Here is a 23,522-nt window from a genome sequence, read left to right on the forward strand (position 1 = left end):
TTTGTTTGAAGAAACTGCACTTATAACTGTACAAACGTGGTACCGTTAAATTGGAAAGTTTTGGTTAGGTTAATAGTTGCACCATTATATGCTGCATACGTTAAAACAAACTTTTGGTTGGCAACAGCAGCCGGATATTTATGCGCCAGTACTGCAATTAAAGCAGCCTGTAAATCGGCATCCGTCCAGCTTGTTGCAGCACCGGTGGTGATGTTAAAATCACCATATTGTGCTACGTTAGCCCTGGCAGCATCCGAGCCCGCTGTGGTTGTACCTATATAGGTATAATCGGTAGCGGCAAGTGTGTAATTAACAGTATTATCTGCTACCCAAACACCGGCCGTTCTGGCAAAAGTTAGGCTTTGTGGTAATGAAGCAGTAACCCAGTTAGTGCCATCAAAAGTTAAAGGCATTACACGCTGGTAAGTTTTAGCCGCGCTGCCTCCATAGTATTTAAAGCTGATGTATTGAACATCGCCTGCTTTGGCGGTAGCTGCAACAGCGGCATCGGCCTTTAAAAACGTATTGAAATAAGCGGTAAGGTTGCCGGCATCTGCGGCGGCGAAATCATTGCTTGTACCACCTTTACCAATTGATGCATATTGCGCTGCAGATATGGTATAGATTTTTTTCCAGGCGCCATTTAAATACAGGAATGATTGCGTTACGGTAGATGTTGCACCGCTTTCATAATAAATAAAAGTTAATACAGCTAACTGGTTGGCTACCGGAGTAGGGTACTTATAAGGCAACCAGGCCAAAATTTGTGAAGCGCTGAAATCACTGTATTTATTACCAGGCAGTAAAAGATAATCGGTAGGATCAACCAATGTATAAGCTACATCTTTAAAAACCGAATCGGCAACTGCTACGGTAACCGGCGGTACCGCGTAGGTTACCACTACGCTCGATTTATCGGCGTAGTTAGGGTATTTTGAGCCTAAAATAACCGGAATGCTTGATGCTGCATCATCTTTGGTTTTAAAGTTCAATGATGTTTTAGCATAGTTGGTTGGAGGCAGCAAATTATAGTCGGCCGCTGCCAGTGTCAGTGTAAAGGTTTGCGGGGTACCATTAGGAGTTGGTACCGGCCCGATTGCGTCATACAGGTTATTCATCGGGTGACAGGCGCTAAATACAGCAGCGATAGCTGTAAGTAACATCAGGTTATATAATATCTTTTTCATGAAATATCTTGTTAGCAATGATTAAAAGTTGATTTTAAAAGTGGCTACGTAAGTTCTTGGCGAACCATACCAAACACCAAGGTTATTGGTACGTGGTACAAAACCATATGCCGCTACGCTGTTAGGTATTGCAGTTTCAAAAGCATCGGATATGTAGGTAGTGTTAAATAAATTATACACGTTGCCAATTAAAGCCGCGTCGAGCCCTGCAAATTTAAAGCGGTAGGCAATGTTCATATCAACTGTTGAAAAGTTAGGCAAGCGATAGTTTGTAAAAGCTGTACCACCTGCCGATGCTTGCTGGGTAGTAGTAAGCTTTGATGGATCGAAAGTGGCGTAGTAACGGGCATAATAGTTATAATTCGCGCCAATTTTTACCTGCGGAAAAACCTGCACATCTAAACCTAACGCGGCGGTGGTTTGGGCACTTGTATTCGCTGTACCAAATTCACCAACTTTTAAGCCTTTAAGCAACAACGCATCCTGGGTAAATGATTTTCCGTTATCGCTGGTAACCTGGGTTGGGCCGGTGTTACTGGTGTAATGGTAATCGCCAATTGATAAGCTTCCGCTTAAGGTTACATCTTTAACCGGGCGTAATTTGGCATCAACCTCAACACCCTGGTGTACTTCGTTAATACCAGAAATGTTTACGTTGTAAACTGAATTATCCGTTTGATCAACAAATGTAGCTGTTTTAGCCCTGTTTTTGTAGGTTGATCTGTATACGTTAACGTTGGCGCTGAATATCGAGCTTCTGAAACCATAACCCAGCTCATAGCTCATTAACTGCTCTGGTTTGGCATCAGGGTTAAGGTCGTTCTTTTTATTAACAAATATGTTAGCAACCAGCGGTGCCCTTTGTATGTAACCAATATTTGCAAAAATGTTATTATGGCTATCTAAGTTATAGTTAGCCCCACCTTTTGCCTGGTAACCTAAAAAGTTAACCCATTTGCTGGTTTGGTTTGGATCGGTATCCAGATAGTTAAAATAATCAACCCTGCGGTTGCTTGTATTATTACCGGCAAGACTCACAAAAGCCGAAAGGTCGTTTTTGTTGTACTCTGCCTGTATATAAACTCCTTCCTGGGCTATTTCATACCTGTAATCGTTATTGAATTTGCCACCAACACCAATGTGGGCGTTAGGATTGTTGATGTTACCTGTAGGGCTGGTAGCACTGGCACTCCTGGTATCAACAATATATGAACCGCCAAGCAGGTCATTCACCTGGTTGTAGTGCTCGCCTTCATAGTAACGACCATCAATACCAGCTAACAGATCGATATCACCAATCGTTTTTTTGTAGGTACTTAGTATACCGTATTGTTTATGATCATTTACACTATTTATAAAATACCTGCTTGCAGTACCATCCGCATTGCTCACATTGGCCTTAGTAATGGCGTTAAAATCAATTGGCGAATAAATATCACCTGTACGCGGTACACCGGTTGAACTACCGGGAGTAAGCGTAACATTTGTACCTGTCAAATAACGTGCAGCACCGTTACCATATGACGCATAAAGTACCGTAGATAATGATGACGTAGTATTAATTTGCCAGTTGTGGTTAATAGATGCCAATGGCTTGTTATAATAGTTCTGTTCGGCACTTGTTAACACGCCGTTAAGATATCCATAATCGGAGTTATACCTGATACCAAGCGGACTGCTGCGATAAGTGTTGATATTATTAAAAGTGTAACGCTGCCCGTGGTTTTGGGTAGCACCCATAAGGTTAAACGAGATGGTTTGTGATTCGCCAATCAGCTTTGATACGTTGGCAAAATAACTGTAACCTGTGTAATATAAGCCCGGCGCATAACCATCGCCTGTGCTTCTTGAAAGCAGAAATGATGTAGCCCAGCCTTTATTTGTTAAGCCCGTTGAATACGATACCAGGGTTTTAGCTTGATTAAACGTTCCGATTGACTGTTGTACAGTACCGCCTTCCTGGCGTTCGGTAGTTTTGGTGGTGATGTTAATTGTACCACCCAAAGATGGCACTGCTACTTTTGACGCGCCTAAACCACGTTGCACCTGCATTGATGCCGTAACATCGGCCAAACCGGCCCAATCGTTCCAGTATATTTTACCGGCCTCTACATCGTTTACAGGGATACCATTAATTAAAAGGGCCACGTTGTTGCTGCTAAATCCGCGGATGTTGATACGTGAATCGCCGTAGCCACCGCCGCCTCTTGAGGTCATTACACCTGGGGTAGACTTTAAAAGCTCGGGAAATTCGGCACCTGCTCCTTTTTCTTCAATGTAAACCTTGTTAACCGATGATGCGGCTATTGGTGTGCGCCTGTCAATGGCCAGCGAAGCGTTGGCAGTTACCACAACCTCTTTAACCGATGCCGATGTAGGATCTAATGTAATAGTACCGAGATCGGTACCGGTAGCTTCCAGTTCTTTGGTTACATAACCTATGTACCTGAACACTAAAGTTGTGTTGCCTTGCGCGGGTACTTTTATTTTAAAAGTACCATCTAATGTTACAGAAGCCGCGGTTGTTGTACCCTTTACAGATACTGTAGCGCCAATAAGCGGTTCTTTTGTTTGGGCATCTAATAATCTACCCTTAATTTGTTTCCCGCTGTTTTCCTGGGCGTGGGTAATTCCCACTGTAAATACCGAAAATAGTAAGAGAAGTAAAATCTTCCTCATTTGCTTTGTCTTTAATTAATTATCTATTTAATTGAAAACAAAAGTAAATAATGGAGCACTGGTTAATATTAAGTTAATGTTAACCCTCCGATTATAACTAATATTTTACAAATTATCGTAAATAATTATAAAACAAGCACTTACAATCGGATTAACACAAACCGAATTATCACAAAATATAAAAACACAGGTTTTATGAATATTGTACAATTTGGTTAGTTTTATTTTTTGAAATAACATTTTAACATGCTCAGCTTTCTATCGGCACAATCAACATTAAATCTATGGCTTATATTTATGTTTGAAAACCTGTTGGTTACCGTCCTGGCGCTGTTATTTGGCTGGGCCGTATTGCGGTTTAATCATAAGCCCATTAAATGGGCATCAAATAAGAAAATAGCAATCTGCCTGTTTACAAATCTTATCAATACGGCTATTACATATACCGGTTTCTGGCTATGGCAACATGGTTATATTAGGATGAGTTTTACTATAAACTGGTTTATACTGATAGATTTTGCAGCACTTTTTATGCTGATGGACCTGGCCATGTTCATTTTTCATTATGCCATTCACCATTCCGTTGTTTACAAGGCAATCCATCGCTTTCACCACCACCATGCCGATCCGATTCCTATTGATCTTTTTGTACTTCATCCAATCGAAACCATAGGGTTTGGCTCGTTATGGCTGGTGGTTATGGCATCGCTTAACTTCAATTTTTATTCGGTACTCATTTACTTAACTGTAAATGTATTTTTTGGTATTATGGGGCATTTAGGCATCGAACCTATCCCCCATTCTATCAGGCGGGTTATCCCTTTCCGTTACCTGGGCACATCTACATTTCACCACAATCACCATTTAAATATCCATTATAACTATGGTTTTTATACTACCATTTGGGATAAGTTTTTTAAAACCTACAAGGGATAATTTTAATTCGTTCCATAAAAAAACCCCGGCCAATCACTTGGCCGGGGTTTTGTATTTTAAGCTAAGTTTATCTTAGTTAAAGGTGTATCTAACTCCGATTTGAGCCTGGAAACGAGACAGGATGCTAATATCATTCTGGAATGATTTAGTAACCGGAATCTGGTTGTTGGCATCAAGATAAGGGAATGAATAGGTAGGACGACCTGTAGTAGCATCAGGACCTGCATACCTCAACACCGTTGTTGCACCGTTGTTGAAACCGCTGTATGAAACCTGGTATAACCCCCAGTTACGGTTCAATAAATTAGTAAAGTTGATTACATCAAATGTAAACTCAAGTGTGTTTTTGGTTTTGCCGGCCTGGATAAAGAAATCCTGTGCAAAGTGTAAATCTACCCTTTTGTAAGTTGGCAAAATAGCACCGTTTCTTTGAGCATACTGACCTCTGTGAGCGCTCAAGTAAGCATCCTGATTGATAAAGTTGTTCAACTGATTCCAGATTTGAGCCGGAGTACGGTTATCAACTGTACCGTTAGCAGATGGAGCACCTGCAACTAATAAGATGTCGCCCTGGTTTTTAGGGATAAACATCAAATCGTTGGTAGCACCATCACCGTTAGGATCTCCAGAGGTAATGTAAGATACAGCACCGTTGTTAGCAGCTTCAAATATTAAACCCAAAGTGCTTGCAGTGTTCTTAGAGAATTGTTTACGGTAAGAGAAAGTTGCAATTACACGGTTTGGTTGTACGTAGCTACTGTTTGACAGGTTATCGGTATTAGGATTACCCGCAACGTACCTTGTGCTCCAAATAGTGCTTGCAGTTGAGCCACCGTCATTAACGTCTTTAGATTTGGTATAAGTATAAGCAACACTTGCCGCGAAACCGTTAGTGAAGCTTTTTTGTAACTGACCGGTTAAGAAGTATGAGAAACCTTTGTTGGTATTTCTCATATAATATAAACCAGTAATGTTAGGATTTTGAGCTGTTGTTGGGTTAGCAGCTGTTCCTACAGTAGTATTAGCCGAAGTGTAACGTATTTGACCTTCAGTACCAGGCAGGGTAGTAAAACCATCAGAAAGAACAAGATTCTGGTGATAGATAGCGCGGATATCTTTAGTATAAGCACCCTCAATAGTAGCGATAACGCCACCTGGCAATCTTTGATCAACAGCTAAGTTTGTTCTCCATATTTTTGGATATTTTAAGTTCGGGTCAGCAACATCTAATTCATATGATGAGTTAGCAACGCCGTTAGCCGGGCGGTTTGCATTAACATCCGGGTTAAATTTCAGCTGACCGTTTGTTGGTGTGGCAGCTTTGGTAATGGTATATGAACCAAATAATAAACCGTTGTTTGAAGCCTGGTTAGAGATCCATACAAATGGAACAGAACCGGTGAATAAGCCAGACCCACCACGTAATTGTGTAGAGCCATCACCATTAACATCCCAGTTGAAACCTACACGAGGAGAAAGCTGAATCCTGTTTTTTGGTAATTTAGATACATCAACATGAGTACCACCCTGGAAAGTTAAAGCAGCGGCATTAGCATTTGAAGCTAAAGTAGTAGGGAACACATCATAATCGGCCCTTAAACCATATGTTAACCTGAAGTTATCAGTAACATGGAACTTGTCCTGTATGTATGCACTGTAGATAGACGCTTTAATTTTAGCGTAAGGGAAGCTATTGCCTACAGCAGAATAACGTAAGGTATAAGCTGCGGCGGCGTTACCGTTGATGAAATCTGAAGCTGAGTTATAAGTATACAAACCATTATAATCTGGAGCAAAACCATTAGTGTAGCTCTGGATCTGGTCTGTAGTACCAATTGTGAACTCATGTTTACCTGCATAGATGGTGAAATCATCAGAGAACTGCCAGATGTTGGTGCTTAACAAGTTACCTGCAGTGTACAACTCCGAACCAAAGCTGGTTGCAGTTGCGGTTGCGCCGGTAATTTGAGTACCATCAGCAGCGTTTGTACCATTGCCGATATCAACCATAGGGATAGAACCTGAACCAAGGAAGGCACGGTAATCTCTTAAAGCAGAGTAACCCGCGGTAAGTTTGTTTGACATGGTGTTAGATACACGTGTGTCTAACTCAACAATACCAATGTTAAAGTTGTTGTTAATAGTATAACCAGAACCGTAGAAAGGCAATGTGCTAATACCTGGCGCGCGGGTTGTACCGTAGCCAACTTTAGCGTTCACAATACCTGAGTTACTTGCAGGCTGATCTTTGTATGATTTCAGATAAAAATATTTAGCACTTAAAGTGTTGTTTTTATCAATGTTCCAATCAAGTTTTGCAGTTAATTTATTGCTGTAAGTATTGTAGCTATAACCTTGGTACGGACCAGGATTGTATCCGTAAGTAGCCAGTTTAGCTGCGATAGCATCAAGTGTTGCACCCTGTACTTGTGATACGTTTGCACCACTTGCACCATTACCACCTGCTACATATACAGCTGATGGTGGTTGAGAAATTCTTTCCTGCTCACCAGATACGAATAAGAATAATTTATTTTTGATGATTGGGCCACCTACCGCAATACCATCTGTATGGTAATTAACAGGAGTTACGTTAAGATTGGTTGGACCAACATGGTAACCTTGTAATTTAGAACCGCGTGCTAAGTAGTAAGCGGTACCTTTAACTTCGTTGGTACCAGATTTAACTACTGTGTTAACACCTGCACCAGTAAAGTTACCCTGACGAACGTCATAAGGAGCGATATCAACCTGGATTTGGTCAATCGCATCTAATGAAATTGGCTGTGAGCTGGTTTGACCGCCCAAAGTACCTGATAAACCAAATGAGTTGTTAAACAAAGCACCGTCAACGGTGATATTGTTGAATGTGCTTGCACGACCGCCAAAGCTTAAACCGTTGGCAGATGGCGTTAATTTGGTAAAATCGGTTAATGAACGTGAAACAGTTGGCAGGTTTTCAATTTGCTGACGGTTGATAGTTTCGCGGGCACCCGTACGTGAAGAGTTGATCACTTTACTTCCCGATGCTGTAACTTTAACCTCACCTAACGCGGTGGTGTTATCCTGCAGCACAGCCGGGATGCGCTGATCCTGGCCAATAGATAATGTAATGTTTTCTTGCGTGAAAGTGTTGTAACCAATAAAGGATACTTTAAAGGTATACGGACCACCTACCCTTAAGTTAGGGATGTTGTAACGGCCGTCGGCACGGGTTACAGTTGCGTACACTGTACCTGTTGGTACGTGCGTGATAGTTACAGTTGCACCCGGGATTGCGCCTTTAGCGTCGGTAACGATACCGTTTATGCTGGCGGTGGTTACACCCTGTGCAGCTGCATTCCTACTGATAAGGAATGATAAACCGGTCAATAATAATAAAAGAAGGTAATGCTTCCTCATAAATTGCTTTTTTAATTATACTTTGAGTTAATTGGCAGCAAAGATAACTAATCCCCTCATTGTCAATGTTAAGTTTATGTTAACAATCCTTGCTTATTTTTCAACACAATGTCATAATATCACATACATACCATACTAAAACGGTAGATTAAATGTAATATTCATAAATAATACCTTATTTTGCACTATCAGAAAACTGAACTATAAATCCCAAATTTTATCGCGCCAGTAAAATGTTCAATTTTCTCATTTCGCCCGTTTTTACTTAGCTTTGGGCCTTTGAAAAATACAGCTGTATGTGCCAGCAACACTTGCCGCTATTAATCCGTTCAAAACAAAAATTTAGTTATCAAAGTATATCATTAAAAATATGGACTACGATTTAATTGTTATAGGGTCGGGCCCGGGTGGCTACGTAGCAGCAATCCGCGCTTCACAACTCGGTTTAAAAACTGCCATCATTGAAAAAGAATCATTAGGTGGTATTTGTCTTAACTGGGGTTGTATCCCTACCAAGGCCTTATTAAAAAGCGCCCAGGTTTTTGAATACCTTAATCACTCACAGGATTATGGTATTAAAATAAACGGAACCGGCGAGGTTGATTTTGGAGCTGTTGTTAAGCGCAGCCGCGGCGTAGCCGATGGCATGAGCAAAGGCGTACAGTTTTTAATGAAAAAAAACAAGATCGATGTGATTAACGGTTTTGGCAAGTTAAAATCAAAAGGCGTTGTTGAAGTTAAACTAAACGACGGCAGCACCAAACAAATCACTGCCAAAAGCATCATTATTGCAACCGGTGGCCGCAGCCGCGAGTTACCAAACATTAAACAGGATGGTGTAAAGGTAATTGGTTACCGCCAGGCTATGGTATTGCCTAAACAACCAAAATCAATGGTGGTTGTAGGCTCGGGCGCTATAGGTATTGAGTTTGCTTATTTCTATAATTCTATCGGAACCAAAGTTACCGTTGTTGAATATTTAAATAATATTGTGCCTTTAGAGGATGAGGAAGTTTCAATAGGTTTGCAACGCATCCTTAAAAAACAAGGTATCAATATCCTTACCAACGCCAATGTAGAGTCTGTTGACAGCAGCGGCGAACTTTGCAAAGTAAGCATTAAAACAGCAACCGGCACCGAAGTTATCGAAGCCGAAATTGTTTTATCGGCAGTAGGTATCTCTACCAACATCGAAGGCATCGGCCTTGAAGAAAATGGTGTTAAAACCGACCGTGGTAAGGTATTGGTCGATGATTATTATAAAACTAACGTTGAAGGTGTTTACGCCATTGGCGATATTGTAAAAGGCCAGGCCTTGGCTCACGTAGCATCTGCCGAAGGTATCATCTGCGTTGAAAAAATTGCAGGTCAAAATCCGCATCCTTTAGATTATAACAACATCCCCGGCTGTACCTATTGTTCGCCAGAAGTTGCTTCTGTAGGTTATACCGAAAAAGCGGCTAAAGAAGCTGGTTACGAAATTAAAGTGGGTAAATTCCCATTCTCGGCATCGGGCAAGGCAAGTGCTGCCGGCGCTAAAGATGGCTTTGTAAAACTAATCTTTGATGCTAAGTACGGCGAATTCCTGGGCGCGCACATGTTAGGCTATAACGTTACCGAAATGATTGCCGAAGTAGTTACCGCCCGCAAGCTGGAAGCTACCGGTCATGAAATCATCAAATCGGTACACCCCCACCCAACCATGAGCGAAGCCGTAATGGAAGCTGCCGCTGCCGCCTACGGTGAAGTAATACACTTGTAGTAGTTTTATAGTATTGAGTTCTGAGTAGTGAGTTTTGAATTGCAGCTTTTGTCGCAATTCAAAACTCATTTTTGCTTAACTCCAATAAATAATTTAGCATTTTTGAACTACAATCCCAACTCAATACTTATAACTCAAAACTCACTACTTCCATGAAATTACACACTATCGACACCGGCTTTTTTAAATTAGATGGCGGGGCCATGTTTGGGGTGGTGCCAAAATCTATCTGGAACAAAACTAACCCGGCCGATGACAATAATCTTTGCACCTGGGCCATGCGCTGTTTATTGGTGGAGGATGAAGGCCGTTTGATTTTGATTGATACCGGCATTGGCGATAAGCAGGATGCTAAATTTTTAAGTCATTATTATTTGCATGGCGATGCTACGTTGGACAAGTCACTGGCAGCCTTAGGTTTTTACAGCGATGATATTACCGATGTATTTTTAACCCACCTGCATTTTGATCATGTTGGCGGAGCGGTGGTGCGCAAAGGAGAAAAACTGCTCCCAGCCTTTAAAAACGCCAAATACTGGAGTAACCCAAAACACTGGGACTGGGCGGTAAACCCTAACGACCGTGAAAAAGCTTCCTTTTTAAAGGAGAACATATTACCGATACAGGAAAGCGGTCAACTGCAATTTATCAAAGCTGAAGACGGGATTAATTTCACCAAAGATTTTGATATCCGCTTTGTATCCGGTCATACCGAGGCCATGATGCTGCCGTTAATAAATTACAAAGGCAAACAGATCCTTTACATGGCCGACCTGTTGCCATCCATCGGCCACCTGCCATTGCCCTATGTAATGGCTTATGATATGTTCCCACTCACCACACTAAAAGAGAAGAAACTATTTTTAACCGAAGCCCTGGAAAATGACTACATCCTATACTTTGAACACGACCCGATTAATGAATGCTGCACCCTACAGCAAACCGAAAAAGGCATCAGGGTTAAGGACGTGTTTAAGCTTAATGAGGTTTAGTCATTAGTCATTAGTCATTAGTCATTAGTCATTAGTCATTAGTGGGAACTTGATTAAACTTGCGAAGTTTTAAAAACTTCGCAAGTTTGTATGAGCCACTTATTTGTTTGAACTATGATTGTCAAATTACAGGAATGACAGGCCCTTGATTGAGCTCATCTTCAAATCCTCAAATAGTCAAATTTTCAAATCACGTGCACAAACATAATTTGGGTAAAACACGTATAAGCAGGCGATAAAAAAGGTTAATTTGATTGAGAAACCCGGTATGGGAGGTTGCGCCTTAAAACACCAAATTTACATAGTGTTTTACGAACACCACAAAAACCATACCGCTTGCAGGTTTCGACAATTTTTATATGAAAATAGCAAAATTTCAGAAATCAATATTTTCAATAAATTGATAATCAATACATTACAAACAAATCGCATAGCTTATTTTTTTTGAAAATAGACTATACAATTGTAATTTTTTACAACAATTTTATAACTTTGGTCGTTCTGTAATTAAATAGAAAGGACAGAGAGGTTTAATAAATAGATGAGACAACTCAAAATAACGCAATCCATTACCAATCGCGAATCACAGTCGCTTGATAAATATCTTCACGAGATTGGTAAAGTTGATCTGATAACAGCCGAAGAAGAAGTAATATTAGCCCAAAAAATTCGTGAGGGCGACCAGGCGGCTTTGGAGCGTTTAACAAAAACCAACCTTCGCTTTGTTGTTTCTGTAGCCAAACAATACCAAAATCAGGGCCTTACACTTGGCGATTTAATAAACGAGGGTAACCTTGGTTTGATTAAAGCCGCCAAACGCTTTGACGAAACCAAGGGTTTTAAGTTTATCTCTTACGCCGTATGGTGGATCCGTCAATCTATTTTGCAAGCCATTGCCGAGCAATCGCGCATTGTGCGTTTACCTTTAAACCAGGTAGGCTCATTAAGCAAAATAAGCAAGGCTTTTTCCAAATTAGAGCAGGAATTTGAGCGCGAGCCATCTCCCGAAGAACTCGCCGATATCCTGGAAACCACCGTTGATAAGATCTCCGATACCTTGAGCAACTCTGGCCGCCACGTATCTATGGATGCCCCATTTGTACAGGGCGAAGAAAATACGCTGCTGGATGTATTGGAAAACCACGAACCTAATACCGATTCAATTCTGATCAATGAGTCGCTATCTGAAGAGATCAAACGGTCGTTATCAACCCTAACGGAGCGTGAGCGCGAAATCATCATATTATTCTTTGGTTTAGGTACCAATCATCCCCTATCATTAGAAGAAATAGGCGAGAAATTTAACCTTACCCGCGAACGTGTACGCCAAATTAAAGACAAAGCACTACAACGTTTACGTCACACATCGCGCAGCAAAATTTTAAAATCATACTTAGGGTAAGGGGAGAATCAAGAGTCAAGAATTAAGATATGAAGGCCGGGGTTAAGCTAAAGCTTAAATCCCGGCTTTTTTGTTCGCCTTTTTTTGTAGAGACGCATCACATGCGTCTGCAGCTATGCCCGTCATCCAAAGAATTAATTCCTCTCTAAAATTTAATATTAAAATTCACGTTATTCAGCTAACCTGTCATAATTAACTGAATGAACTACACCATCAGAATCACCTGGTACTTTTATAAATCTTTAATTATATGGTGCCTGCTGGTCTCTTTCTTCGCTATTTATTATGTATTTGAGGGCGAGTTGAATATAGCGCTTGCTTTTATCGTTAAAATATTTGGCTATGCATCTGCACTGGGCGTTCGGTATTTAAACTACAATTCAAGCAAAACAAACTTCTATTTCCGCAATGCTGGCTATAGCATCAACCGCTTATATGTATATACTTTCGGTTTCGATTTTCTGATCTTCATCATCCTTATATCACTCTCAACTATCCGCTAAAACTTGGAGCCACTCATTTTAAAAACCGACAGCGTATTATTGGAATTTGATGGCAGGAAAATACTACAGGATGTTTACCTGGAATGTAAACAGGGCGAAGTTGTAGGCATCCTGGGCCGTAATGGCTGTGGCAAATCATCTTTGCTTCGCATCATATTTGGTACCCTTACCCCCTCTTACAAACACGTCAGTATTAGTGGCGAATACATCAAAAAAGGTTATAAAAATATGCGTGTTGCCTACCTGCCGCAGCATAATTACCTGCCCAAAGGCATCAAAATAAAAAACCTGGCCATGAACATTATTGACGACAGGTTTAGCAACGACCTTGCCGCCCACCCTATCTATCGCGACTACCACGAAAAAACAATAGCCGAACTATCCGGCGGCGAACTCAGGCAGTTGGAAATTCTGCTGGTTATTTACAGTAAGGCCGATTTTATTTTGCTTGATGAACCCTTTACCCATATCTCCCCCATCCAGGCCGAGGCGCTTAAAATAATCATCAAAAAATGCGCGCAAATAAAAGGGATTATTTTAACGGATCACCAATATTATAATATTCTTGATGTAAGTGATCGCATCATCCTGATCACCAACGGCTATACCCGACCGATTAAACACAAGGATGATTTGGTTACTTATGGTTATTTGAGCCATATCAATTAATTCCATCCACCTGTAACATATACTCCTTTCAACCTGTCTACCTATCATAAACCACCTATGTAATGCGCCGGCCCTATTTATATTTATTGCTACTAATTTTGCTGGCATGCCGGCAAACCGGGCAATGCGCCGGGAAGGTATCAATAGACGACATCACCTTTAAAAACGCCATTCGCGACCCGGATCCTGACCCATCCGGAGATTTCAACACTGTGATAGTGCCGATAAAAAGAGCGGGCAATCTTATCATTGTAGAGGCGCAAATAGATACCCTGGCCGGTAATTTTGTACTGGATACCGGTGCGCCTTACCTGGTGCTCAACGCCACCTATTTCAGGAACATGCGCAAAATAGATAACCAGGAACCGGCAGGTTTAAACGGCGCGGCATCAGAATCGTTCACTACTGCTGTTTTTAACTTTAATATTTTAGATATTCATTACACGCGCCTCACAGCCGATGTTACCGATCTTTCGGCTATAGAAAACGGGCGTGGCATTAAAATCCTGGGGCTATTGGGTACCCGCCTGTTCAGCAAGTTTTCCATTACGGTTGATCTGTTCAGGAACGCCCTATATATTCAAAAACTGGATGCCGATGGCAATGTACCTGTAGCAGAAAAGGCTTTTCACGATCCCTGGATGAAAACATCCTTCCGTTTTGCCAATGATGTAATTTTCATAAAAGGTATTGCCAATGGCGATACCATGTGGTTTGCCTTTGATACCGGCGCCGAAAGTAACCTGATGGATTATGACCGTGCCCGCAAAATATTGCCCGGCATGCAGGTGATCAGCAGGTCAAAAACCACGGGCATAGGCGGCTCTGCATTTGAGGTCATCTACGCCCGGTTTGACACCCTGCTTATTGGCGACCGGCGCTTTATAAAAAACAGGGTATTGTTAACCAGCCTGGATAAAATGGGCAAGGCCTATGGGCACTCGGTTGACGGCATCCTGGGATACGATTTTTTTATCAGGGGTATCTTTAGCATCAACTTTGTGAAAAAAGAATTTGAAATGTACATTTACACTAACCAGTAGTATGAAAAAGTGCAGATCGGTCATCGTTTTATTCCTCTTGCTCTTCGGCCTTATCGCCGGGGCCCAAACCCGCAACTCGCTGGTTTTGGGTAAAGAGCATTTGATACTGATGCTTGATCTTGGCTCTTCAAAACCACAGCTGGATACAATTCTTACTAAAGCCGGCATCAAAACCATCAACACATCTGCCATTTTACACGGCGACTTTACGGCATTAACCGCAGACGGCTGGAAACTGGCTAAACGCGAAAAAAATACGGCAGTCTTTAACCGTTCGCTTAAAGACCTTGATATAAACCCGCAAAACCAGCCGGTACTCATCACCACCAATATAGCACCAGATCATGATATCAATCCCGGCGTACCCGGTTACCCCGACGATGAAACCTTCGGCATCAATAAATTCATGAGGCTAACCGTTTATGATCTGCCATCGGGCTTAACCCGCTTTTACCTACCGGGCTTTTTGAGGGCAAAACGGGTTTTGCTATCGGGTAGCTTTAACAATTGGAGCACCCTCAAGGGCACCATGTTAAAAACCGACAGCGGCTGGGTTGCCGATGTAAAATTGGCCCCGGGTGTGTACGAATACAAATACATTATTGACGGCCGCTGGCAACGCGATAGGGATAACCTGCAACAACATCCCGATGGCTTTAACGATGTAAACTCGGTTTACTATAAGTATAACCATACCTTCACCCTTAAAGGTTATACCAATGTTAAAAAGGTAACCTTGGCAGGCAGTTTCAATAATTGGGATGCCAACAACATTGTACTTCAAAAAATTGGTAACGCCTGGCAAACCCGGTTTTATCTGCATGATGGCACGCATACCTACCGCTTTTTAGTAGATGGACAATGGCTTACCGACCCTGCAAACCCAACCACGATAAAAGATGCCGACGGGCATATCAATTCGGTATTAAACCAGGGCGAAACCGTTACATTTAAGCTTACCGGCTATACCCAGGCCAAAAAGGTTTACCTGGCTGGTACGTTCAACAACTGGAAACCTGGCGAGATCCTTCTCAAAAAAACAACCACAGGCTGGGCTATCCCCATCATTGTGCCAGCTGGCAACTATGGCTATAAATTTATTGTTGATGGCAACTGGATAACCGACCCGGTGAACCCACGCCACCTTACCGAGGGGGGCATTTCCAATTCATTCATCAGTATAAAACCCAATTACACCTTTAAACTTGCAGGCTACGGCAAAGCCAGAAGCGTGCACATTGCCGGCAATTTTAACGATTGGGACCCCGATGGCTTAGTGATGGACCATACCGGTAACGAATGGACCATCAAAATGTACCTTAAACAGGGAAAATACCGCTACAAATTCCTGGTAGATGGTAAATGGATCCTTGATCCCGGCAACAAGCTATACGAGCAAAACGAACACAACAGCGGGAATTCTTTTATTTGGATAGAGTGACGGAGAGTCAAGAGATTAGAATCAAGAGTTAAGACAGGAAAAATATAGGGGCTTTAAATTAAAAGGGGCTTTTGATATCATTTAGCAAGTTCAAAAAATACGCAATACGCTCAAAACCAATAAAAATCTTAATTCTTGATTCTTAATTCTTGACTCTACTCCCTATATTAGCTAATAACACCAAAAAGCCATGACTATTCCTATATACCAGGCCGATGCCTTTACTGATACTTTGTTTGGCGGCAACCCGGCAGCTATTTGTCCGCTTGAGGAGTGGTTGCCCGATGCTACTATGCAAAAGATAGCCATTGAAAACAACCTGGCCGAGACAGCTTTTTTTGTAAAGACCGAAGCCGGCTATAAACTTCGCTGGTTTACACCCGAATATGAAATTGACCTTTGCGGCCATGCTACCCTGGCATCGGCGCATATATTGTTTACCGAATTAGGTTTTGATGGTAACGAAATTCATTTTGAAACCCTAAAAGCCGGCACGCTTCATATTAAACGCGATAGCGATAAGTACACCATGGATTTTCCATCGCGGCCACCTATCCCCATCGAGCCACCAAACGGACTGGCCGAAGCACTGGGCGAAAAACAACCAAGGGCTTTCTTAAGGTCAAGGGACTATTTCCTGGTTTATGAAAGCGAGCAGGATATTAAAGACCTTACACCCGATTTTTACGCCCTGTCAAAAATGGATACCGTAGGCGTAATAGCTACAGCGCCAGGCGATAATTCGGATTTTGTTTCCCGTTTTTTCGCACCCGGCGCGGGCATTCCCGAAGACCCAGTTACAGGATCGGCACATTGTAACCTTATCCCCTACTGGGCAAAAAAACTGGGCAAAAACAACCTTCATGCCTACCAGATCTCGGCCCGCCGCGGCGAACTCTGGTGCGAACTCAAAGGCGACCGCGTGCTCATGAGCGGCAAAGCGGTAACGTATTTAAAGGGCGAAATTATTATTAGTCATTAGTTCATTAGTTCATTAGTTGGAACTTGATTAAACTTGCGAAGTTTTAAAAACTTCGCAAGTTTTTTTGTCTGAACCGGGATTTGTCTGCACCACGATTTATCAGATTATAGGATTAACAGAATTTCCTTTCAAGTTCACAAACACGTTGTAAGTCAAAATCCAAAAAATCTGATAAATCTGTTTAATCCCAGTTCAGAAAAAAACTTAAACGCAGAGCAGCTGAAAGCTGCAACCATAATACCCACGGGCTGAAAGCCCGTGGGAGCGTTGTTTTATTTTAGTCCTTTGTCTTTTATCCAAAAGTCCTCTGTCCCAAAAGTCTAAAAATCCCACAGTCTCACAATCCAAAAATCTCTTTCAATAATCAAAAAAATATGATTACTTTGAAGGTTAAATTTTTGCAAGGATACAACAGGATAAATGCAGCTTACCCGCTTAGAAATCAAGGGCTTTAAAAGTTTCGGAGATAAGATCACCATTAATTTTAATGAGGGTGTAACTGCTATTGTGGGGCCTAACGGCTGCGGTAAATCAAACGTGGTGGATTCTATCCGCTGGGTTTTGGGCGAGCAGAGCACCAAGATGTTACGATCTGAAAAGATGGATAACGTAATATTTAACGGCAGCAAGAGCCGTAAGCCCGCTAACCTTGCTGAAGTTTCCCTCACTTTTGATAACACCAAAAACGTACTCCCTACAGATTATTCGCAGGTTACGCTTACCCGCAAGCTTTACCGCACGGGCGAAAGTGAGTACCGCCTCAACGATGTACAGTGCCGTTTAAAAGACATTACCGACCTTTTCCTGGATACGGGTATTGGTTCGGATTCCTACTCCATCATCGAGTTACGGATGATTGATGAGATCATCACCAACAAAGAAGGCTCTCGTCGTAATTTGTTTGAGGAAGCATCGGGTATCTCCAAATACAAACTCCGCAAAAAACAAACTTTTAACAAGTTAAAGGATACCGAGGCCGACCTGGAACGGGTGGAGGATTTGCTTTTCGAGATAGAAAAGAACCTTAAATCGCTGGAGAACCAGGCTAAAAAAACAGAACGCTATTACCGTATAAAGGAGCAATATAAAACGCTCAGTGTTATGCTTGCTTCCTTCAGGATCGTATCCTTCAGCGAATCGTTAAAGAAAATTGAAGACCTGGAGCAAAAGCAAAAAGCAGATAAGGGCGGCATTGTTGCCCAGATAGATACTTTGGAGGCTGCCTTGCAGCAACAAAAACTGGATAGCATTATCCGCGAGAAAAACCTATCGGTACAACAAAAAACTACCAATGAGTTTATATCGAAGATCCGCGCTTATGAAAGCGAGAAAAAGATCAAAAACGAGCAACTCAAGTTTCAACAGGATAAGGAAGCAAGGTTAACCGACGAACTGGATAAGGATAAAAACCAGCTTAACCACGTTTTATACAATATTAAACGTCTGAGCGAGGAAAAGGCTTTGGAGGATGAAACCCTGCAAAAAATTCAAAGCAGGCTTTTTGAACTGAAGGAAGCGGTTGATGAATTGCGCGGGCAGCAAGCTGAAGCACGCAACGAATTAACCGAGATAACCGGTATCAACACCCGCCTGCAAAACCAGGCTTACAAGGCCGAAAAGGATATTGATATCCTGCAAATTCAGCAACAGGCCTTGGAGCAGGAAAGCCAGCGTAATATGGAAGATACCACCAATAAGGAGGTGGAGCTTTCGCACTTTAACCAGGTAGTTGCCGAACTGGCCAACCGCAAGGAAACGCTGGACCATGACTATCAATCGGCACTTGATTTTGAGAATAAATTAAAAGAACAGATAGCCGAAACGGATACTGAACTGGCATCGGTAAAAGATAGTATCATTAAAGAAAGCCGTACACTTGATGCCAAACAAAACGAGTACAACCTAACCAAAAGCATGGTGGATAACCTGGAAGGATTCCCGGAGTCCATTCGCTTTTTAAAGAAAAATGCCGACTGGGCTAAAAATGCCCCGCTATTTAGCGATGTGCTGTTTTGTAAGGAAGAATACCGCGTAGCTATCGAAAACTACCTGGAGCCATTAATGAACTACTACGTAGTTGAAAACTACGATGAGGCTATAAAGGCTATCCAGTTGCTGAGCAACGCGGCCCGCGGTCGTGCGCACTTCTTCATCCTTGAAAATTATACCGAAGAAAACCCAACCAGCCCCGCTTTTGAAAACGCGGGCGCGGTATCGGCATTAAAGGTAATTGAGGTTGATAAACGCTATACCCGCCTTTGTAACCATTTATTAAAAAATGTTTACCTGGTTGATGATGATAAAGACCAGCAAATTAACAACGCCGCCCTGCCGGATGGTGTGGTGCTGATTGGCAAAAGTGGCAAGTTCAACAAATCAAAACATACTATGGCCGGTGGTTCGGTAGGCTTGTTTGAGGGTAAAAGGATTGGTCGTGCAAAAAATTTAGAGAACCTGGCCAAGGAGATCAAAGGCATTGAGAGTAATGTAAACCTGCTAAAGACAAAATCAGATGAGCTGCAAAGCCGTTTGAGTGCCCTTAAGGCATCTACCAAAGCCGCCGAGATCAACGAGCAGCAGATGATCATTAACCGGCTAAATACCGAGCTGATCACCGTTAAAACACGCCAGGAACAATATCAAACATTTATTGAAAACAGCCTTAACCGCAAGGAAGATATAGCCCGTAAAATTACCGGCATCAGCGAGGAAATGATGAACCTGCATCCGCTGCTGGTCGATTTAAAAACGCAAAAGCAAATTCAAAACGAGCTGCTGGTTGATAAGCAGGCTGCGTTTAATGAGCTTAACGAATACGTATCGGTACAATCAAACGCTTATAACCAGGAAAACATTAAGTTCCATCAGCAGCAAAATAAGGTATCGGGGTTGGTAAAAGATTTAGATTACCGCGATACGCAGCAGGAAAGCCTGGAAACCCGTATCAAACAAAACAGCAGCGAGTTGGAGAAAGTTAAAATAGCGATACAGGATAACCTGAAACAGGCTGATAACTCCGACGATGACCTGCTGGAAATGTACGAGCAAAAAGAAAACCTGGAAAAAGCCACCCAACAAGCCGAACAGGAACACTACCAATGGCGCGGTCAGATCACCGAAAACGAGAACGAGATCTCGGCCCTTCGGCGTAAAAAAGATAATCACGAAGTAATTGAGAACGAGCTGCGCGATGAACGCAATAACCTGAAGCTGGAACTTAATGCCCTTAAAGAACGCCTTTCTGTTGAGTTTAACATCGATATAGAAGACCTGCCCGAAACCGAGCCACCTGCCGAAAGTGAGCAGGAGCTGCGCGAAAAAGCCGAGAAACTCAAGAAACAATTAGATGATTTTGGAGCCATTAACCCAATGGCAGTTGAGGCTTATAACGAAATGAACGAACGTTATACCTTTATCCAGGCCCAAAAGAAGGATTTGAGCGAGGCCAAAGCATCGCTATTAGCCACCATACAGGAGATTGACGATACCGCCAAAGAGAAATTCATGCATGCCTTTATCATGGTGCGCGAGAATTTTATCAAGGTATTTCGTTCGCTGTTTAATGATGAGGATTCCTGCGATTTGATCCTGACCGATCCAAGTCACCCGTTAGAGTCTGATATTGATATTATTGCCAAGCCAAAGGGCAAGCGTCCGCTATCCATTAACCAGCTATCTGGTGGCGAAAAAACATTGACAGCTACCGCTATCCTGTTCTCGCTTTATTTGTTAAAGCCTGCCCCCTTCTGTATTTTTGATGAGGTTGATGCCCCGCTTGATGATACCAATATTGACAAGTTCAATAACATCATCCGCACGTTTTCAAAAGATTCGCAATTCATCATTGTATCACACAACAAGCGCACCATTGCCAGTACTGATGTTATTTACGGCGTAACCATGGTTGAGCAGGGCATTTCGCGCGTGGTACCTGTGGATTTACGGGAACTGGCCGATTAACCAATAAGACATTTCTACAAACAGAAATAGGGCAAATGATGATGATCATTTGCCCTATTTGGTATTTTATCAACTTTAAGCGTTTGGTTTATCTTTTAGCTCTCAGGGTTTTGCCGCCTACCATACCTCTAAACTTACGGCTATCAAGTACAAGCGTTTGATGTTGTATTTGCAGATCAGTAAGTTTTTGAGCTGATGACAAGCTTTCAACCTTCGGTTTGGAAACTGAATAATTGCCGGTTTTTATAAAATTCAGGGCGTGTTGTAATAACACTTCGGTACTATCACCAAAATCCTTGGTTACGTCGTCATCGTCTTTATAACCGGGGTAAGTTGTTGAACCAGGCTCCATTCCCAAATAATAGCCACCTTGGTTTGCAGAGTTACGGGTTTCAAACTGAGGAACATACAACTGATACTTATTGATGTCAATAGCAAAGAAGCCTACGGGTTTACCATAAGATGTACGGCCAATAAGTTTGACATCCATATGTGGCAGCAAGTTATTTATGGTTAACTCACTGGCCGATGCCGTAGATGCTGTAACAATAAAAAATACACGGCTTATATTTAATGAACCAACTTTTGAAAAGGTAACTCTGTTGTTAGCGGGTAAAAAATCGCCTTTGTTAATGTCATATATGGCACTTAATAAAGGGTGATTATCTGCCTGTAGTTTATCGTTATAATAATAGGTAAACATCTGCCCGCCGTTGTTGGCTGATGGCACTATCAGGTTATCAAGATATTGAGCTGTAGCCACAGAGCCACCGCCATTATAACGTAAATCAACAACTAATTCGCTGACTTTGGCATCGGTAAACGCGTTGAACGCTTTAAGCAATTGCGGTGAAGCGTTATCTGGTACTGTAAATTCGTTAAAAACAATATAACCTACCTTTTTTGTGCCAATTGTAAAAATCTTGTATGTTAAAACAGGGTTGGCTGTATACTCAGCAACTTTTATTGAAACATTAAGTTGCGTACCATCGGGCTTGGTAACCGTCATGGTAAACGGACTGGTTCCAAATATCGTATTGACTACAAATTGCAGGTCTGAGTCATTATCTGCATTAAGGCCGGTGCGCCCGTTAAGTTTGGTTATTTGATACCCTCTTTTTAGCCCTGCCGAATCGGCCGGCGAACCTGGATATACATATTTAACATACAGACTGGTAGCACTTGGAAAAAACACGGAAAATCCAAAATCGCCGCTGCTGCCACCAAGCTGAGTGGATACCGATCCATCATCGATAAAAGAGTATTTAGCTTCTCCTGGCGCTGGCAAATAATTTTCATAAGGCAATCCGGTTGCCGGGTTTATTTTGTATTGCGATAATTTATCAACCTCACTGGTAAGCGCATTGGCATCGGTTGACCCCGTAAAGCTACGCGGCGCAAAGGTTTTATAATCGGGCAGCGCATCATACCACAAATAAGTTTCCTTGGTATACAGGTAAACCGAATCTTTAATCAGATCGAGTGTTGTTGGCTTTGTGGTAGAGGTATCATTGGGCTTAATTACATTTTTGCTTTTTGAACAGGCTGTTAGCAAACCTGCAAAAACAACAAGCGTGAAGTAAAGTATTTTTTTCATGTACAAATGAATTACAAGGAGTTAACGAAATAAAAATAAGTATCTTACAAAAAGTGCTACAAAAATTTCTCTACGCTTAAATAGTCAATTCCTACTGTCTCGGCACATAAATTGTCAATTTCAGAATTTCCTATCATTAAAATATCCCGTCGTTGCAGGTTATGTTCCTGCATCAGCAGGTGAATAACATCCGGTTCGGGCTTAGGCGCGGTTTCTTCCGCGAAATAGCAGGTAAGATATGGTTCCAGTTTATGCCACTCAACTTGTTTAATTTTATTAACCTGTTGAGGTACATTCCCGTTGGTTACAATAAATAGTTTCTTTCTATCTACAACAACTTCCTGGATTAAGGTAAGCATATTTTGGTATAATAACAATTTTAAAGGCAGCTTGGCGGTTATCAGCAGGTTATCAAATTTATCGCGGTAGCCTTCAGCCACCGGGTATTCTTTGGCCAGTATATCAAAAACCTCGTCGGCTCCCTGGTTTATATACGTATCTGTCATCAATTTGGTTGTGGGTTTAGCATCAACCAATTCCACATACTCCAGCATATTGGCAAACAGGTAATAAACCTGGTACAAATAGTCTTTAGCCGGAAATAACACATCATCCAGCTCCAAAATGAACACGGTTTTACGCTTATCAATATCCTTATACTTCATTGGCACCGGCCACTATTTTTATATTGTATTCATTAAATAACACTTCAGATTGCTGTAATAAGGCAATTTCCTGGTCGCGGAACACATAAACCAGTTCAACCTCCAGGTCAAGGCACTGGGCCAGCATTTCATGCGTATAACTTGCCGATGCAGGATTGGGCAAGCGTACCAATTGACCAGGTTTCAGCATAAAATCGGGCAGATCCATGTAATCGCCCATGATGATGTTATCGCCGTTCAGTTTATTTTTTAAACGATAGGCTGGTGCAGCGTTAGCCGCGGTGATCAGTATCTTCAATTTA

The 23,522-nt window shown here is 42.0% G+C and carries 16 protein-coding genes; 10 read left to right on the forward strand and 6 right to left on the reverse strand.

Going from position 1 to position 23,522, the window contains the following annotated elements; translation table 11 throughout:
- Positions 1-20: 20 nt before the first annotated feature.
- Together FHS10_RS17060 and FHS10_RS17065 are read right to left on the reverse strand one after the other, a co-directional pair.
- Positions 21-1,187: a hypothetical protein gene (locus FHS10_RS17060; protein ID WP_259092762.1), complete on the reverse strand. Its 1,167-nt coding sequence runs from the start codon at positions 1,185-1,187 to the stop codon at positions 21-23.
- Between the two features lie 21 nt (positions 1,188-1,208).
- A complete protein-coding gene (locus tag FHS10_RS17065; protein ID WP_259092765.1) occupies positions 1,209-3,866 on the reverse strand; it encodes a TonB-dependent receptor in 2,658 nt (885 codons plus the stop codon).
- A gap of 246 nt (positions 3,867-4,112) precedes the next feature.
- On the opposite strand from FHS10_RS17065, the gene FHS10_RS17070 reads away from it, so the two are divergent.
- Positions 4,113-4,802, forward strand: a complete 690-nt coding sequence (locus FHS10_RS17070; protein ID WP_259092768.1) for a sterol desaturase family protein — start codon at positions 4,113-4,115, stop codon at positions 4,800-4,802.
- A gap of 72 nt (positions 4,803-4,874) precedes the next feature.
- Here the strand turns inward: FHS10_RS17070 and FHS10_RS17075 are convergent, their stop codons facing one another.
- Positions 4,875-8,204: a TonB-dependent receptor gene (locus FHS10_RS17075; RefSeq protein WP_259092770.1), complete on the reverse strand. Its 3,330-nt coding sequence runs from the start codon at positions 8,202-8,204 to the stop codon at positions 4,875-4,877.
- 370 nt (positions 8,205-8,574) lie between these two features.
- Here FHS10_RS17075 and lpdA point away from each other — a divergent pair, with 370 nt between their 5' ends.
- The 9 genes from lpdA (at position 8,575) to smc (ending at position 20,958) form a co-directional block, all read left to right on the forward strand.
- Positions 8,575-9,966, forward strand: coding sequence for a dihydrolipoyl dehydrogenase (gene lpdA, locus FHS10_RS17080; protein ID WP_259092773.1), 1,392 nt, complete (start codon positions 8,575-8,577; stop codon positions 9,964-9,966).
- Positions 9,967-10,118: 152 nt separating this feature from the next.
- Positions 10,119-10,958, forward strand: coding sequence for an MBL fold metallo-hydrolase (locus tag FHS10_RS17085; protein WP_259092776.1), 840 nt, complete (start codon positions 10,119-10,121; stop codon positions 10,956-10,958).
- 541 nt (positions 10,959-11,499) lie between these two features.
- Entirely contained in the window at positions 11,500-12,360 is an 861-nt protein-coding gene (locus tag FHS10_RS17090; RefSeq protein WP_259092778.1) for a sigma-70 family RNA polymerase sigma factor, read from the forward strand.
- Between the two features lie 200 nt (positions 12,361-12,560).
- Positions 12,561-12,863, forward strand: coding sequence for a hypothetical protein (locus FHS10_RS17095; RefSeq protein WP_259092781.1), 303 nt, complete (start codon positions 12,561-12,563; stop codon positions 12,861-12,863).
- 3 nt (positions 12,864-12,866) lie between these two features.
- Positions 12,867-13,532 (forward strand): ATP-binding cassette domain-containing protein, encoded by a 666-nt coding sequence (locus FHS10_RS17100; protein ID WP_259092782.1) that lies wholly within the window; start codon positions 12,867-12,869, stop codon positions 13,530-13,532.
- Positions 13,533-13,618: 86 nt separating this feature from the next.
- On the forward strand, positions 13,619-14,575 hold the full coding sequence (locus FHS10_RS17105) for an aspartyl protease family protein (protein ID WP_259092784.1): 957 nt from the start codon (positions 13,619-13,621) through the stop codon (positions 14,573-14,575).
- A 1-nt stretch (position 14,576) separates the two neighbouring features.
- Positions 14,577-16,016, forward strand: a complete 1,440-nt coding sequence (locus FHS10_RS17110) for an early set domain-containing protein (protein WP_259092785.1) — start codon at positions 14,577-14,579, stop codon at positions 16,014-16,016.
- A 190-nt stretch (positions 16,017-16,206) separates the two neighbouring features.
- Positions 16,207-16,998, forward strand: a complete 792-nt coding sequence (locus FHS10_RS17115; protein ID WP_259092786.1) for a PhzF family protein — start codon at positions 16,207-16,209, stop codon at positions 16,996-16,998.
- Between the two features lie 420 nt (positions 16,999-17,418).
- The gene (gene smc, locus FHS10_RS17120) at positions 17,419-20,958 is read left to right on the forward strand and encodes a chromosome segregation protein SMC (protein WP_259092788.1); all 3,540 of its coding nucleotides are present in this window, start codon (positions 17,419-17,421) and stop codon (positions 20,956-20,958) included.
- 88 nt (positions 20,959-21,046) lie between these two features.
- On the opposite strand, the gene FHS10_RS17125 is transcribed toward smc, so the two are convergent.
- The 3 genes from FHS10_RS17125 to FHS10_RS17135 are packed head-to-tail and all read right to left on the reverse strand — an operon-like array spanning position 21,047 to position 23,518.
- Positions 21,047-22,555, reverse strand: a complete 1,509-nt coding sequence (locus FHS10_RS17125; protein ID WP_259092790.1) for a S41 family peptidase — start codon at positions 22,553-22,555, stop codon at positions 21,047-21,049.
- Between the two features lie 56 nt (positions 22,556-22,611).
- Positions 22,612-23,220 (reverse strand): HAD family hydrolase, encoded by a 609-nt coding sequence (locus tag FHS10_RS17130; RefSeq protein WP_259092791.1) that lies wholly within the window; start codon positions 23,218-23,220, stop codon positions 22,612-22,614.
- On the reverse strand, positions 23,210-23,518 hold the full coding sequence (locus FHS10_RS17135; protein WP_259092794.1) for a hypothetical protein: 309 nt from the start codon (positions 23,516-23,518) through the stop codon (positions 23,210-23,212). Before FHS10_RS17135 ends, FHS10_RS17130 begins: the two co-directional genes overlap by 11 nt.
- Between the last annotated feature and the right edge of the window lie 4 nt (positions 23,519-23,522).

Origin of the sequence: Mucilaginibacter dorajii (assembly GCF_024808255.1) — a bacterium.
Classification (GTDB): Bacteria; Bacteroidota; Bacteroidia; order Sphingobacteriales; family Sphingobacteriaceae; genus Mucilaginibacter; species Mucilaginibacter dorajii.